Source organism: Kitasatospora sp. NPDC088391 (assembly GCF_044753345.1).
Lineage (GTDB): Bacteria > Actinomycetota > Actinomycetes > Streptomycetales > Streptomycetaceae > Kitasatospora.
In genome coordinates, this window is sequence record NZ_JBIVNB010000002.1 from 593,184 (window position 1) to 607,900 (window position 14,717).

Below are 14,717 nucleotides of genomic sequence, written 5' to 3' on the forward strand. Positions count from 1 at the left end.
GAAGGGCGGAGCGGTGGCGGGGGAGCCCGCCGCAGGCGTCATTCGGCGGAGAGCCGGTCGTACTCGGCGCGGGCCCGGCGGTCCATGGCGAGGGCGAACTGGGCGTCGTTGACGGTGCGGGCGAGCGGGCGGACGCGTTGGAGCTGGTCGGTGAGGCGGGCGGCCTCGGCGGGGGTGAGGTCGTGGACGTGGGTGAGCGCGCCGAGCAGGTGGTCGCGGATCAGGGCGACGAAGATGTCGGCCATCGCGTCGGCGTACTCGCGGGCGCGCCGGCTGACGTCGAGGACGGCGGCGAGCGGGACGCCCTCGTCGACCAGGGCGGTGGTGGCGTCCATCAGGCGGCGGCTGATGTGGGTGATGCCGTCGGGTTCGACGGTGATGAAGCCCTGGGCGATGGACTCGGCGGTGTTGGCCTCGGTGAGCTGGTCGCCGAAGGCGGCGCGGAGTTCGTCCCAGTCGAGGTGGACGGGCGTCTCGTCGGACCAGGGGGCGACCAGCGCGGCCTGCAGGCCGATCAGTTCGGCGACGTCGCGGCCGTCCTCGCCGGCGCCGATCAGTTCGGCGATGCCGCCCAGGGCGTGTCCGCGGTCGAGGAGTTCGGCGATCAGCCGGAGCCGGGCCAGGTGCTCCTCGCCGTACCAGGCGATCCGGCCCTCCTTGCGGGGCGGCGGGAGCAGGCGGCGCTCGCGGTAGAAGCGGACGGTGCGCACGCTGATGCCCGCCGCCTCGGCGAGTGCGGCGACGCGGTACTCGCGCGGGGGTGGGCTGTCGTTCTCGATCTCCGCCACGCCGGTCAGCATAGGCCCGGCCGGTCGGGGCGGAGAACGAACGGGGGACGGGGGAGGGACGGAGCGGGGAGGCCGTGCGGACGCCGTCGAACCGGCCCGTTCCGCGCTATTCCACTCGGTGTCAACAAGAGCTACGCTGCCGAACGTGCCAGTGATTACTGGCAGCTTTCGGGAGTCCGCCGCCCGCACCCCCACCCTCGCCAGGAGGCCGCCCATGGCACCCCGCACCAAGCAGCCCCCCGCCCCGGACGCCGCCCGGCAGCCCGTCCCGCACGTCCGGGTCGCCGTCGTCGGCTCCGGCTTCGGCGGCCTCGGCGCCGGCGTCCGGCTCCGCCGGGCCGGCATCACCGACTTCGTGATCCTGGAGCGCGCGGACTCCGTCGGCGGCACCTGGCGCGACAACTCGTACCCGGGCTGCGCCTGCGACGTGCCCTCGCACCTGTACTCGTTCTCCTTCGCGCCGAACCCCGAGTGGCCCCGGGTGTTCTCCGGCCAGCCCGACATCCGGGCCTACCTGGAGCGGGTCGCCGACACCTTCGGGCTCCGCCCGCACCTGCGCTTCGGCGCCGAGGTCACCGAGCTGCGCTGGGAGGAGGAGCACACCCGCTGGCGGGTCACCACCCGGGCCGGCAGCTGGACCGCCGACGCCGTGGTCTCCGCCGCCGGGCCGCTCGCCGACCCGCAGATCCCCGACCTGCCCGGCCTGGACTCGTTCCCCGGCAAGGTCTTCCACTCCTCGCGCTGGGACCACGACTACGACCTGGCGGGCAAGCGGGTCGCGGTGGTCGGCACCGGCGCCTCCGCCGCCCAGATCATCCCCGCGATCCAGCCCACCGTGGACCGCCTGACGGTCTTCCAGCGCACCCCCGCCTGGGTCCTGCCGCGCGCCGACCGCGAGGTCACCGGCGCCGAGAAGTGGCTGCACGGCAAGGTCCCGCCGAGCGGACTGCTGCGCCGCTCCGCACTGTTCGTGATGCGTGAGCTCCAGGTCGACGCGTTCGTCCGCCGCCCGCAACTGCTCAAGCTGGTCCAGCAGGTCGCGCTGCGGCACATGCACCGGGCCGTCGCCGACCCGGCGCTGCGCGCCAGGCTCACCCCGGACTACCGGATCGGCTGCAAGCGCATCCTGCTCAGCAACACCTACTACCCGGCGCTCGCCGCCCCCAACACCGAGGTGGTCGCGGGCGGCCTGCGCGAACTGCGCGGCTCCACCCTGGTCGGCGCGGACGGCAGCGAGCACGAGGTCGACGCGATCGTCTTCGGCACCGGCTTCCACGTCACCGACCTGCCGATCGCCGAGCGGGTGTTCGGCGTCGGCGGCCAACCGCTCGCCGAGGCCTGGAAGGACGGCATGGAGGCGCTCCGCGGCTCCACCGTGCGCGGCTTCCCCAACCTGTTCTTCCTGATCGGCCCGAACACCGGCCTCGGCAACAACTCGATGATCCTGATGATCGAGTCCCAGCTGAACTACCTGATCGACGCGCTCACCACGCTGGACTCGATCGGCGCCACCGCGATGCAGCCCACCGAGCGGGCCCAGCGCCAGTGGAACCTGGAGCTCCAGCACAAGATGGGCCGCACCGTGTGGACCACCGGCGGCTGCCGCAGCTGGTACCTCGACGAGGAGGGCAAGAACACCGTGCTGTGGCCCGCCTCCACCAGCGCGTTCCGGCGCGCCACCCGGCACGTCGACCTGGCCGAGTACGAACTCATCAAGCGCGCCGCCCCGAAGGCGCTCGACACCGAGGCGGTGCCCGCGTGAGCCCCCGCATCCCCCGCGACTTCGTGCTGCCCGACCCGGCGGCCGTCCGCACCGTCCGCTCCGCCGACGGCGCCGAGCTGAACGTCGAGGAGTACGGCCCGGACGGCGCGCCGCTGATCGTGCTCGCGCACGGCTGGACCTGCGCCACCGCGTTCTGGGCGCCGGTGGTGAACCGGCTGGTCGCCGACTTCCGGGTGGTCGCCTACGACCAGCGCGGCCACGGCCGCAGCCCCGCCCCGGCCGGCCCGGCCGGGTACTCGACCGCCAAGCTCGCCGAGGACCTGGAGGCGGTGCTGGTCGCGACCGTCCCCGCCGGGCGGCGCGCCGTGGTCGCCGGGCACAGCATGGGCGGCATGACCATCATGGCGGCCGGCGGCCGCCCCGAGGTGGCCGCCAGGACCGCCGCCAACGTGCTGGTCAACACCGGGCCGAGCGCCCTGGTCGAGGAGTTGACGGTCCTTCCGCCCGCCGTCCGCGGCCGCGGCCTGCGGCGCTTCCTGCACCGGCAGGTGCTGCGCTCCCGGCTGCCGCTCGGCCCGGTCAACGGGATCTCCCGGGCCGTGCTGAAGTACGCCACCATGGGCCCGGCCACGCCCGCCGACCGGGTCGAGGGCTGCGCGCAGATCGTGCACGCCTGCCCGAGCGGGGTGCGCTTCCACTGGGCCGGCGTGCTGGAGACCCTGGACGTGCACGCCGGACTGGCCCGGCTGACCGCGCCCACCGCCGTGGTGGCCGGCAGCCACGACCGGCTGACGCCGCCGGTGCACGCCCGCCGGATCGCCGCCGAACTGCCCGACCCGTGCGGCCTGCTGGAGCTCGCCGGGGCCGGCCACATGAGCCCGGTCGAGCGGCCCGCCGACGTCGCGGGCGAGATCCGCCGGATCGCCGCCCTGGTCGCCCACGACCTGGCGGCCCCGGTGCCCGCGCCCGAAGCCGCCGTGCCCGAAGCCGTCGTGCCCGCGCCCGCGGCCGCCCCCGAGTCCGTCCGGAACACCCCCGTCGAGGAGTCCGCATGACCCCGCCGCTGTCCTCGCAGGTCGTCGTCATCACCGGGGCCGCCCGCGGCCTCGGCGCGCTGATGGCCCGCAAGCTGTCCGAGCGCGGCGCGAAGGTGGCGCTGGTCGGCCTGGAGCCCGCCGAGCTGAAGGCGGTGGCCGCGCAGTGCGGCGAGCACGCCTCCGCCTGGGAGGCCGACGTCACCGACCTGGACGCGCTGATCGAGGTCGCGGCCCGGATCAAGGAGCGCTACGGCCGGATCGACACCGTGGTCGCCAACGCGGGCATCGCGCTCGGCGGCCCGATGCTGGACAGCGACCACCGGGCCTGGACCCGGGTGGTCGAGGTCAACCTGCTCGGCTCGGTGGCCACCGCCCGGGCGTTCCTGCCGCTGCTCGCGGAGAGCCGCGGCTACCTGCTGCAGATCGCCTCGCTGGCCGCGCTCACCCCGGCCCCGCTGATGTCCGCCTACTGCGCCTCCAAGGCGGGCGTGGAGTCCTTCGCGCACGCGCTCCGCGCCGAGGTCGCCCACCAGGGCGTCAAGGTCGGCGTCGGCTACCTGAGTTGGACCGACACCGACATGGTGCGCGGCGCCGACGAGGACCCGGTGCTGCGGCAGATGCGCTCCAAGCTGCCCTGGCCCGCGAACCGGACCTACCCGATCGGCCCGGCCGTGGACCGGCTGGTGGCGGGCATCGGCCGCCGCTCCGCGCACGTCTACGCGCAGGCCTGGCTGCGCGGCATGCAGTCGGTCCGCGGGCTGCTGCCGAGCCTGATCGCCACGGTCGGCGCCCGGGACGTGGCCAAGCTGGCGCCCGAGCTGAAGGCCACCGCCGCGACCCGGCTGCGCCCGGTCGGCGCGGGCGGCGCGGCCGACCTGAACGCGCGCTCCGCCAAGGGGGAGTGACGGCGGCGCGCAGCGCGCGGCGGGGGAGCGCCGCGTCGCGGCGGACGGACCGCCGGCCCGGGAGAGGGGTCGGCGGTCCGTCCGCCGTTCCGGCGCGTCCGGCCCCGGGTGCCCGGGTGCCCCGATGAAAGGTCGTTCGTCGGCCATCGATCGTTCAGCGGCGGTTCCCGCGAAGTTCTGACAGGATCACCTCACTTCATGGGGTCCGGAGCGCTAGACTCCGTCCGGCTCGGCCTGCGGCCCCGACGGATGGCGCACGGGCGGGACTCACGGAAGTGCCGGAAGCGGACAGCTGTTTTTCCTGTCCACATACGGTGTGACTAATATCAATCCGTCAGAGTCCTGTCAGATTCGACCAGTTACGAACGACTGGCGACGTCTCCAAGGAGAATGCCCTGCGCACGCGCGCTTCTCGGCGGACCAGAACGGGCCGGCTCTCGCTCCGCGCGACCCTGCTCGTCCTGGCGATCGTCCCCGGCGTGGCCCTCGCGGCCCTCTGGGCCGTCACCAGCGGACAGCTCCTGCTGGACTTCCAGCGCCAGGCCGCCCAGGGCCTGCTCGCGCAGGAGGCCGGCCAGCCGTCCAACATCGTGTACTACAACCTGCAGGAGGAGCGGCGCCTGAGCGCCGACGTCCTCGCCACCCACAGCGGCGTCACCGACGCGCTGCGCGCCCAGCGCGCCAAGACCGACCAGGCCATCCGGGACTTCCAGAAGGCCTCCGACGTGGCCGCCGAGGACGCGCCCGCCGAGGTGCTCGACGCCGTCGGGACGGCCCGCCAGTCGATCAACCAGCTGCCCGCGCAGCGCGCCCTGGTCGACAGCGGCAGCGAGCAGCAGCAGGCCGCGGTGTACCGCTACTACACCGACCTGATCGCGGTCGACCTCAAGCTGTTCACCGCGCTCAGCCACGTCGACAACGGGAAGATGACCACCATCTCCGGGCCGCTGGTCGACCTGTTCTGGGGCAAGGAGCTGATCTCCCGCTCCGACGCCCTGCTGTCCCGCGGCTGGACCGCCGGCAGCCTGAGCAGCGAGGACTACCAGCAGCTCCGGCAGGCCGTCGCCGAGCAGGACTTCCAGTTCGACACCAAGGTCGCCCCGTACCTGTCCGACGACCAGGCCGCCAAGTGGCGGCAGATCACCGGGAGTCCGGCCTGGCAGGCCAAGGAGCGCGCCGAGCAGGAACTGCTCAAGCCGGTCGCCGACCGGGGCGGCCGGATCGCGCTCGGCGTCGACCAGGCCACCTGGCGGCAGTCGATCGACGCGCTGAACCCGCAGTTCACCGACCTGCTGGAGTACCGCACCGCGTACGTGGTCGAGCACGGCAAGAGCAGCATCATCGCGCTCGCCGTCCGGCTGATCCTGACCACCGTGGTCGGCCTGATCGCGGTCGTCGTGGTCGCCGTCACCTCCTGGCGGCTCACCCGCACCCTGCGCCGCCGGATCGGCCGGCTCCAGGAGCAGGCCGAGGACCTCGAGTCCACGCTGCCCGCGGTCGTCGAGCGGCTCGGCAACGGCGAGCAGGTCGACCCGGACGAGCACGCCCGGGCCATCGCGCCCGACCCGTGGGGCCGCACCGGCGACGAACTCGCCAAGCTGGCCGAGGCGTTCAACCTGGCCCGGACCAGCGCCGTGCAGTCCGCGGTCGCCCAGGCCGAGCAGCACCGCGCCTACGAGCGGCTGCTGCAGCGGATCGCCCGCCGCACCCAGTTGCTGATCGGCCAGCAGCTCAAGAAGCTCGACGAGCTCGAACGCCGCCACGAGGACCCGGAGTTCCTGGAGGGCCTGTTCGACCTCGACCACCTCACCGCGCGCCTGCGCCGCTACGAGGAGAACCTGGTCATCCTGGCCGGCGGCACCCCGCACCGGCGCTGGCGCAAGCCCGTCCCGCTGCTGGACGTGATGCGTGCCGCCCAGGGCGAGGTGCAGGACTACCGACGGGTCGTCATCGACCTGGAGGGCAGCCCGTGGATCTCCGAGCGGGCCGTCGGCCCGGTCGCCCACGTGCTCGCCGAGCTGATCGAGAACGCGCTGTCCTTCTCCCGCCCGCCGAACCCGGTCGAGGTCCGGGCCGGCCACGTCAGCCGGGGCGTCGCGATCGAGGTCGAGGACCGCGGCCTCGGCATGGACGAGGAGCAGATCGACGCCGCCAACGCGATGATGGCCCGCCCGCCGCGCGCCGACGTGCTCGCCCGCGGCGACGACATCCGCCTCGGCTTCTACGTGGTCGCCCGGCTCGCCGAACAGCACGGCCTGCGGGTCGAGTTCCGCCAGTCCGCGTTCGGCGGCACCCGGGTCGTGGTGCTGGTCCCCGACGAGCTGATCGTCCCCGACCCGACCGCCCGGCCCACCGTCGTCCCGGCCCAGCCCGTCGGCGGCCTGCCCACCCGCAACCGCGGCCAGGCGCTGGCCGGCGTCACCGCCATCGGCACGGCCGCCGAACAGATGTACGAACCGCTCGCCCCGGCGCCCGCGCCGCTCGGCCTGCCGCCGGTCACCGAGGAGGTGCCGTACGTGCCGGTCGAGGACCCGTACACCCCCGGCGACCCGTACCCGCAGCACGAACCGCTGGGCGCGCCGTACGAGGAGCACCGGGCGGCCGGTCACGAGCAGCCGTTCCCCGACGCGGTGCTGCCGCTGCGGCCCGCACCCGTGCCGTACGCGCTGCCCGCCGCGTACCACCCCGAACCGGCGCCGGCCGCGCAGTGGCCCGCGCCCGTCCAGCCCCCGGCCGTCCCGGCGCCGGCCCCGACCGGGTCGTACCCGCCGCCCGCCGCGCTGCCCCCCGGCGGCGAACCCCCGCTGCCGCGCCGGGTCCGCCAGGCCAGCCTGGTCGACGAGCTGCGGATCGACCCCACCACGCCCAAGGCCGCGCCCGCGCCGCCCCGTTGGGACGAGAACCCGCTGTTCCGACCGGCCCCCCGACGGGCCGGAGCAGCGATCGGTGCGTTCCAGCGGCGCTCCCGCGAGGCGCGGACCGGCCCCGTCCCCCCGACCGCCGACACCAACGGCGGCCCCGAGGGAGGGTCCGGTCCCGCGGAGGGCTGGAACAACCACCACATCCCGACGAGAGAAGATCGGTCATGACGCGCACTACCGCCACCCACCAGGACCTCGACTGGCTGCTCGACGGCCTGGTGGACTCGGTGGCCGGCACCAGGAACGCCGTCCTCCTCTCCGACGACGGCCTCGTGGTCAGCCACTCCCGCACCATCGACCGCTCCGACGCCGAGCGCCTGGCCGCCGTCGCCACCGGCCAGCAGAGCCTGGCCCGCGGCGTCGGCCAGCTGTTCGCCGGCGGCCCCGTGCACCAGGTGATCGTCGAACTCGCCGACCTCTGGCTGTTCGTCATCGCGGCCGGCTCCGGCACCCACCTGGCCGTGGTCGCCTCGCAGGACGTCGACGCCGAGATCATGTCGCTGGCCATGCACAACCTGGTGCAGCAGGTCGGCCAGAAGCTCAGCACCCCGCAGCGCGGCGACTTCGACGCGTTCGGGGCCCGCAGCGGACAGCGCGTGTGAACGCGCTCTCCTGGGACGACGACGAGCACGAGGACGACGACGGCGCCGACAGCATGGTGCGGCCGTACACGATCACCCGCGGCCGCACCGCGCCCGAACGCGACGACCTCACCCTGATCACGCTGCTCACCAGCGTGCCCGGCCCGGTCGACGCCTACGGCGCGCCGGTCCGGGCCGCCCGGCTGCAGCCCGAGCACCGGCTGATCGTCGACCGCTGCCGGACCCCGACCGCGGTGGCCGAGGTCGCCGCCGACCTCGACCTGCCGGTCTCGGTCACCAAGATCCTGCTCGGCGACCTCGTCGCGCAGGGCCTCCTGACGGCCCGGGCCCCGATCTCGGTGGCCCGCGCCGCGGGCGGCGCCGACCGCGGCCTGCTGGCCGCCGTACGCGAGGGCCTGAGGAGGCTTTGAGATGACCACCACCCAGGCCGGCGCCGCCGCTGTCAAGATCCTGATCGCCGGCGGCTTCGGCGTCGGCAAGACCACGATGGTCGGCGCGGTCAGCGAGGTCGCCCCGCTGCGCACCGAGGAGTACCTGACCACCGCCAGCGTCGGCGTCGACGACCTGTCCGGCGTCGACCGGAAGACCACCACCACGGTCGCGCTGGACTTCGGCCGGATCACCGTCAGCCCCGAGCTGGTGGTGTACCTGTTCGGCACGCCCGGCCAGGAGCGGTTCTGGTTCATGTGGAACGACCTGGTCAACGGGGCGCTCGGCGGCGTCGTCATCGCCGACACCCGCCGGCTGGAGAGCAGCTTCGCCTCGATCGACTTCTTCGAGAGCCGCGGCATCCCGTTCGTGGTCGCCATCAACTGCTTCCACGGCGTCAACACCCGCACCGACGCCGAGATCCGGGCCGCCCTCGACCTCGACCCGCACGTGCCGATGCTGGTCGGCGACGTCCGCGAGCGGCCGTTCGGCCGGGACGCCCTGCTGGCCCTGGTCGACCACCTGATGGCGCTGCCCGTCGGCTGACCGCTCCCCCCACGGCCGCCTCCCCCGGCGCGGCCTTCCCGAACCCACGGAGAGACCATGGCAACACCCCTGCGCGTCCTCGTCCACGGCGGCGGCATCGGCGGCCTCAGCCTCGCCGTCGCGCTCGCCCGGCGCGGCCACACCGTCGAGGTCGCCGAACTCCGCGACCGGCTCGACGCGCTCGGCGTCGGCATCATCCAGCCCTCCAACGCGCTGCACGTGATGCGCGAACTCGGCGTCCTGGACGCCTGCCTGGAGGTCGGCTTCGAATGGGAGGTGCTGACCATCTGCGACCCGGCCGGCGCCACCCTGGCGAAGATCCCGCAGCCCCGGATGGACGACGCCCCCGCCAACAACGGCATACCCCGCCCCGCGCTGGCCGAGGTGCTCGGCCGGGCCGCCGCCGAGGCCGGCGCGACCGTCCGGTTCGGCACCACGATCACCGCCCTCGCCGACGACGGCGCGGGCGTGGACGTCACCCTGTCCGACGGCTCGACCGGCCGCTGGGACCTGGTGGTCGGCTTCGACGGCATCGGCTCGCCGCTGCGCACCCGCCTGTACGGCGACCGCTACCGCCCCGAGTACACCGGCTTCGCCAACTGGCGGGTCACCGTGCCCCGGCAGTCCGAGGTGCAGGGCGTGGTGATGAGCACCGGCAACCAGGCCGCCAAGGCGCTGCTCACCCCGATCACCGGCGACCTGATGTACCTGGGCGCGGTGTTCGCCGAGCCCGAGGACTTCCGCCCGGACCCGGAGCGCGCCCACGAGCAGCTCGCCGAGCGGCTGGCCGGCTTCTCCGGCCCGGTCGCCGAGGCGCTGGGCCGGGTCACCGACCCCGCCGCCGTGGTGTACTCGCGGATCTCCCAGGTCACCGTCGAGGAGCCCTGGCACGTCGGCCGGGTGGTGCTGGCCGGCGACGCCGCGCACGCCTCCACCCCGCACCTGGCGCAGGGCGCCGCGATGGCCGTCGAGGACGCCCTGGTGCTGGCCCAGGAGCTGGACGCCGCCGCGGACGTGCCCGCCGCGCTGACCGCCTGGGAGGCCCGCCGCCGCCCGCGCGCGATGTTCGTCCAGGCGCTGTCCCGGGCGGTCCTCAAGCAGGAGACCGGCACGGCGACCACCCCCGAGGAGGACGAGCTGCTGAAGATCGGCATCCCGGGCGCCGCCCACGTGCTGGTCAAGCCGTACTGACGCGCCGTCGGGCATGCCGCGGGGCCGGGGAGACACTCCCCGGCCCCGCGGCATTGTCCGGTCAGGCGCCGTGCACCGACACCTCGTTCAGCGAGTACCCCCACTGGGTGGCCCGCTGCACGCCGTGGAAGCGCACCCAGCGGGCCGAGGTCGGGGTGAACGCGGCGGTGTCCAGCCCGCCGTCACCCGCCGAAGTCGACCACACGGTGCGCCAGTTGACACCGTCCGCGGACACCTCGATCCGGTACGACCGGGCGTAGGCCCGCTCCCAGTCCAGGGTCACCCGGTCCACCACCCGGGTCGTGCCCAGGTCGACGGCGAACCACTGGTCGTCGCTCCAGTCGCTGGCCCAGCGGCTGCCCCGGTCGCCGTCCACCGCCCGGCCCGGCTGGTACGAGACGAACGGGTTCCACTCCGAGGAACTCGCCGAGGCGGCCGCCCCCCTCGCCAACTCCCGCCCCGCGTCGTGCACTTCGGTGGCCCGCCAGGTGGTCAGGTAGGACTGCGCGCCCTTCATCAGGTCGTCGACCACGCCCTGCCCGCCGGACAGCCGGATCTGCTCGATCCAGTCCGGCAGCAGCCCGGCGTGCGCCAGGCCGTCGGTGTTGACGTCCCAGGTCCGACTGCCGGTCACCTGCCGGTCCAGCACCGAGCCGCCGTCCGCCGAACGGAACGGGTACGTCACCGAGTCGGGCGCGCCGGTGCCGACCGGCCCGGGCCAGCCGCCGACGCCGTTCAGGTCGCTGCCGTAGCCGTAGCCCACGCCGTACTGGTCGCGCAGCGCCTTGGTGCGGTTCGCCTCGGCCACGAAGGCGTTCGCGTCGTGCGGGTACTGGGCCGCGAACCCGCCCAGCCGGTACAGCCGTTCGGTCCAGTTCAGGTCCATCCAGCTGTGGCTGGACAGCACGCCCGGGTAGCCCTTCGCCTCCAGTTGCTCGAAGGCGCTCTTCGCCGCCTTCACGCTCATGTGGTCGACCTCCAGCATCATGTGGCGCTTCACCATGCCGTCGATCGCGTACGCGCCCAGGTCGGTCAGCCCGCGGGTGTTGCACTGCGCGGCCGCCGCGTAGGTCGGCAGGTTCACCCCGGCCGGCAGCATGCCCTGGGCCTGCGCGGTGGGCAGCCCGATCGGGTTGTCGTGCTGCGGCCCGGCGCACTGCTCGGTGGTCCAGAAGGTGCCGGTGGACAGGAACTGCCCGGCGTTCACCGCCACGCCCGTGGTGCCCTCGTCGAAGCGCACCCCGCACAGCGCGTTGTCGAACTTGTGGCAGAGGAACATGCTGCGCACCCCGAGCCCGTACAGCTCGTCCAGGCCGCGGTCGATCGCCGCCCGGTCGCACTGCGGGACGTCCAGGATCATCTTGCAGCCGAACGGCTCCGAGGTCTCCACCCCGAGCACCACCGCCAGCTTGCCCTGCGCGACCACGTCGCGGGCCTGCCCGGAGTCGGTGACGATCCGGAACCAGCCCTTGCCCGGCCCGCCGTACATGGCGTCGATGTAGCTCTGCAGCTCGTACGACTTGCGGGCCTCGGTGCGGATCGCGTCCATCTCGTCGCAGCCGCGGTCCTTGTACGGGTAGATCGAGCACAGCAGGCCGTTGGTGACCAGGTCGTTCACCAGCACCCGCTCGCCGCCGCGCCAGGCCCGCTCCACCCAGGCGTAGTAGTCCTGCTGGTGGGAGAGCGAGTCGTGGGCCGGCCAGTCGTTGAAGGTCGGCCAGCCGACCGGGTCGTGGTGCCCGTCCGCGCCGCCGGTGACGTTCTCGAACAGCGCCAGCGAGCCGTCCGGGTAGTGCTCCGGGCAGTCCTTCAGCGCGTCCGCGACGCCCTGCGGGGAGAACGCGGAGCCGCAGATCACCCGGCCGCCGAAGCCCTCGGCGGACATCAGGTGGTTGTGCGCGTCGACGAAGCCGCGGACGGTGCCGTCCGGGTTCGTGCCGCGGAACGGCTCGCCGGTCACGTCGATCCGCGAGTCCGGAACGGGCCGGGCGGTGGGGTTCCACCAGCCGTCCGCCGCGCGGGCGTTCGGGGCCGGCACGGCGCCGGCGGCGAGGGCGGCCGCGAGCAGCAGCAGCGGCAGCAGACGGGCGAGGACGTGCCTGGCGCGATCGGTTCCGGACATGGATCACCTCTCGGCTCGGGGAGGCGGCGGTGGGGGAGCGCCGCACCCGGCACGGCCGGTGCGCGGTTCCCCCGAGAATCCCGAGCTGTCGACACGCCGTCAAGCCATCCGACCGGATTTACTGACCGGTCAGTAGTCGGCGGGCCGCAGCGATTCGCCGACGGATCGTCAGCATCCGGGCGGGGGAAGCGCGTCGGGCCCGCCCCCGTGGGGAGGGGCGGGCCCGGACTCGGCGGAGGCGCGCCGGTCCCGTCAGTGCCGACGGGGGCGGGGACGGGCCGGCGGCGCGACTTCTATCCAGCGCGGATGGAGCTGAACGGGCATCAGTTCTCCTGGGGTGTATCGGACACCGCGTGGGACGGCGGCGCTGCCCGCACCGTAGGGTGATCCGACGAAGGCCGCGGCGGGGACGCGCCGTCGGGGCCGCCCGGGTCGCCCGAAGGGTCCAAACGTCCATCGGCCGGTCGGTCGATGCGCGGCCGCCCCGCCGCCCGATACGGTCGGCCCATGACGACAGCCCTCATCACCGGCGCCACCGCCGGCATCGGCGCCGCCTTCGCCGAACGCCTCGCCCGCGACGGCCGCGACCTCGTGCTGGTCGCCCGCAACACCGAACGCCTGGACGCCGCCGCCACCCGGCTCGCCGCCCGCTACGGCGTCCGGGTCGAGACCCTGGTCGCGGACCTCGCCGCCGAGGCCGGCATCGAGGCCGTCGAGCACCGCCTGCGGGACGGCGGGCACCCCGTCGACCTGCTCGTCAACAACGCCGGCTTCGGCCACCGCGGCGCCTACCTCGACGTCCCCGTCCAGGACGAGCTGGACATGCTCAAGGTGCACGTCGAGGCGGTGCTGCGGCTCACCACCGCCGCCGTCCCCGGCATGCGCGACCGCGGCTTCGGCGGCATCGTCAACGTCGCCTCGGTCGCCGCGTTCGTGCCGCGCGGCACCTACGGCGCCACCAAGGCGTGGGTGGTCAACTTCACCCTCGGCATCGCCCGGGACCTCGCGGGCAGCGGCGTCCGCCTGCAGGCGCTCTGCCCCGGCTTCACCCGCACCGAGTTCCACGAGCGGGCCGGCATGGGCACCTCCTCCGTCCCCGCCTGGGGCTGGCTCGCCGCGGACCGGGTGGTCGACGACTCGCTCGCCGACCTCGCCCGCAACCGCCCGCTCTGCGTCCCCGGCAAGCGCTACAAGGCCGCCGTCGCCGCGGCCCGGCTGCTCCCGGTCGGCGGCCTCGGCCGGCTCTCCACCACCGCGGGCCGCGACTACCGCAAGCCCTAGGGCCTGCCTTCGAACCTCCGCCTGCCCCACGGCCCCCGGCACGCCCTCTCGCCGCACCGGCCGAAAGCCCGAGTACACCCAGTACGAAGGCTTCCGGCCGGCACGCCGAGAGCACGCACCGGAGACCGCGGGGTCGCGCCGGAGGTCCGAAGGCAGGCCCTGGCACCGCCCCGCCGCCGCGGGCGTGTGTGGCAGAGTGGTGGCGTCAATATCACGGTCGACAATATCGACCACCAGTTGCGGAGGTTGCCGATGCCCGGCCCGATCCAGTCGCTCTCCCGGGCGGCGGCGATCCTGCGGCTGCTGGCGGGCGGGGAGCGCCGCCTGGGCCTGTCGGAGGTGGCGGCCTCGCTGGGCCTGGCCAAGGGCACCGCGCACGGTATCCTGCGCACCCTCCAGCAGGAGGGCTTCGTCGAGCAGGACCCGGAGAGCGGCAAGTACCAGCTGGGCGCCGAACTGCTCCGGCTCGGCCAGAGCTACCTGGACGTGCACGAGCTGCGGGCCCGCGCCCTGGTCTGGGCGGACGACCTGGCCCGGGCCGCCGGCGAGACCGTCTACCTGGGCGTGCTGCACCAGCGCGGCGTGCTGATCGTGCACCACGTCTTCCGCCCCGACGACACCCGGCAGGTGCTGGAGGTCGGCTCGATGCAGCCGCTGCACAGCACCGCGCTCGGCAAGGTGCTGCTGGCCTACGACCCGGTCGCCCGCGGCGAGCTGGGCGACGGCCCGTTCGAGTCCTACACCAGCCGCACCCTGACCACCGGCGCCGACATCGACGCCGAGGGCGAGCTGGTGCGCGAGCGCGGCTGGGCCGACTCCATCGAGGAGACCTGGGAGGGCGTGGCCTCGATCGGCGCGCTGATCCAGGACCGGCGGCGCAACCCGGTCGGCGCGGTCTGCGTGTCCGGCGCGGTCGAGACGGTCTGCCAGGACGGCTTCCCCAAGCCCTCGCTGGTGGCCTCGGTGCGCAGCGCCGCCCGGGCGATCTCCCGTGACCTGGGGGCCGGCCGCTTCTGACCGGCCGCTCCACCCTCCTTCCGTGGCGGGGCGCGGGCGGGCGGCCCCCCCCCCGCCCCCCCCCCGCCCGGCGCCGTCCCGGGCCCCCCCCGCGCCGTCCCGTGCGGGGCGGGGCGCCCGCCCGAGTGTCACCTCCGCGGAACCCCCCCATGAAG

12 protein-coding genes are annotated in these 14,717 nt (G+C 74.4%); 10 read left to right on the forward strand and 2 right to left on the reverse strand.

All coding sequences use genetic code 11. From position 1 onward, the window contains the following. Positions 1–38: 38 nt before the first annotated feature. Positions 39–800, reverse strand: coding sequence for a MerR family transcriptional regulator (locus tag ACIQBJ_RS07105; RefSeq protein WP_400704883.1), 762 nt, complete (start codon positions 798–800; stop codon positions 39–41). A 202-nt stretch (positions 801–1,002) separates the two neighbouring features. Here ACIQBJ_RS07105 and ACIQBJ_RS07110 point away from each other — a divergent pair, with 202 nt between their 5' ends. The 8 genes from ACIQBJ_RS07110 to ACIQBJ_RS07145 all read left to right on the forward strand — a co-directional run bounded on the left by ACIQBJ_RS07110 (position 1,003) and on the right by ACIQBJ_RS07145 (position 10,142). Beyond that, positions 1,003–2,550, forward strand: coding sequence for a flavin-containing monooxygenase (locus ACIQBJ_RS07110; RefSeq protein ID WP_400704886.1), 1,548 nt, complete (start codon positions 1,003–1,005; stop codon positions 2,548–2,550). Next, positions 2,547–3,566 carry an alpha/beta fold hydrolase gene (locus tag ACIQBJ_RS07115; RefSeq protein WP_400704889.1) on the forward strand — a complete coding sequence of 340 codons (1,020 nt, stop codon included), beginning with the start codon at positions 2,547–2,549 and terminating at the stop codon, positions 3,564–3,566. The genes ACIQBJ_RS07110 and ACIQBJ_RS07115 overlap by 4 nt, the downstream gene beginning before the upstream one ends. After that, entirely contained in the window at positions 3,563–4,453 is an 891-nt protein-coding gene (locus tag ACIQBJ_RS07120) for an SDR family oxidoreductase (RefSeq protein ID WP_400704893.1), read from the forward strand. The genes ACIQBJ_RS07115 and ACIQBJ_RS07120 overlap by 4 nt, the downstream gene beginning before the upstream one ends. 479 nt (positions 4,454–4,932) lie before the next feature. After that, positions 4,933–7,542, forward strand: a complete 2,610-nt coding sequence (locus ACIQBJ_RS07125) for a nitrate- and nitrite sensing domain-containing protein (protein ID WP_400704896.1) — start codon at positions 4,933–4,935, stop codon at positions 7,540–7,542. Beyond that, positions 7,539–7,976, forward strand: coding sequence for a roadblock/LC7 domain-containing protein (locus tag ACIQBJ_RS07130; RefSeq protein WP_400704899.1), 438 nt, complete (start codon positions 7,539–7,541; stop codon positions 7,974–7,976). The genes ACIQBJ_RS07125 and ACIQBJ_RS07130 overlap by 4 nt, the downstream gene beginning before the upstream one ends. A gap of 53 nt (positions 7,977–8,029) precedes the next feature. After that, the gene (locus tag ACIQBJ_RS07135) at positions 8,030–8,386 is read left to right on the forward strand and encodes a DUF742 domain-containing protein (protein ID WP_400705821.1); all 357 of its coding nucleotides are present in this window, start codon (positions 8,030–8,032) and stop codon (positions 8,384–8,386) included. Between the two features lies 1 nt (position 8,387). Next, complete coding sequence (locus ACIQBJ_RS07140; RefSeq protein WP_400704902.1) at positions 8,388–8,951, forward strand: GTP-binding protein; 564 nt, start codon at positions 8,388–8,390, stop codon at positions 8,949–8,951. Positions 8,952–9,008: 57 nt separating this feature from the next. Continuing rightward, complete coding sequence (locus ACIQBJ_RS07145; protein ID WP_400704905.1) at positions 9,009–10,142, forward strand: FAD-dependent monooxygenase; 1,134 nt, start codon at positions 9,009–9,011, stop codon at positions 10,140–10,142. Between the two features lie 61 nt (positions 10,143–10,203). On the opposite strand, the gene ACIQBJ_RS07150 is transcribed toward ACIQBJ_RS07145, so the two are convergent. Next, entirely contained in the window at positions 10,204–12,264 is a 2,061-nt protein-coding gene (locus ACIQBJ_RS07150) for a discoidin domain-containing protein (RefSeq protein ID WP_400704908.1), read from the reverse strand. A 507-nt stretch (positions 12,265–12,771) separates the two neighbouring features. Between ACIQBJ_RS07150 and ACIQBJ_RS07155 the strand changes: the two genes are divergently transcribed. Both ACIQBJ_RS07155 and ACIQBJ_RS07160 read left to right on the forward strand, forming a co-directional pair. Beyond that, on the forward strand, positions 12,772–13,545 hold the full coding sequence (locus tag ACIQBJ_RS07155; protein WP_400704911.1) for an SDR family NAD(P)-dependent oxidoreductase: 774 nt from the start codon (positions 12,772–12,774) through the stop codon (positions 13,543–13,545). 252 nt (positions 13,546–13,797) lie between these two features. Further along, positions 13,798–14,562 (forward strand): IclR family transcriptional regulator, encoded by a 765-nt coding sequence (locus ACIQBJ_RS07160; protein WP_400704914.1) that lies wholly within the window; start codon positions 13,798–13,800, stop codon positions 14,560–14,562. Positions 14,563–14,717 lie beyond the last annotated feature (155 nt).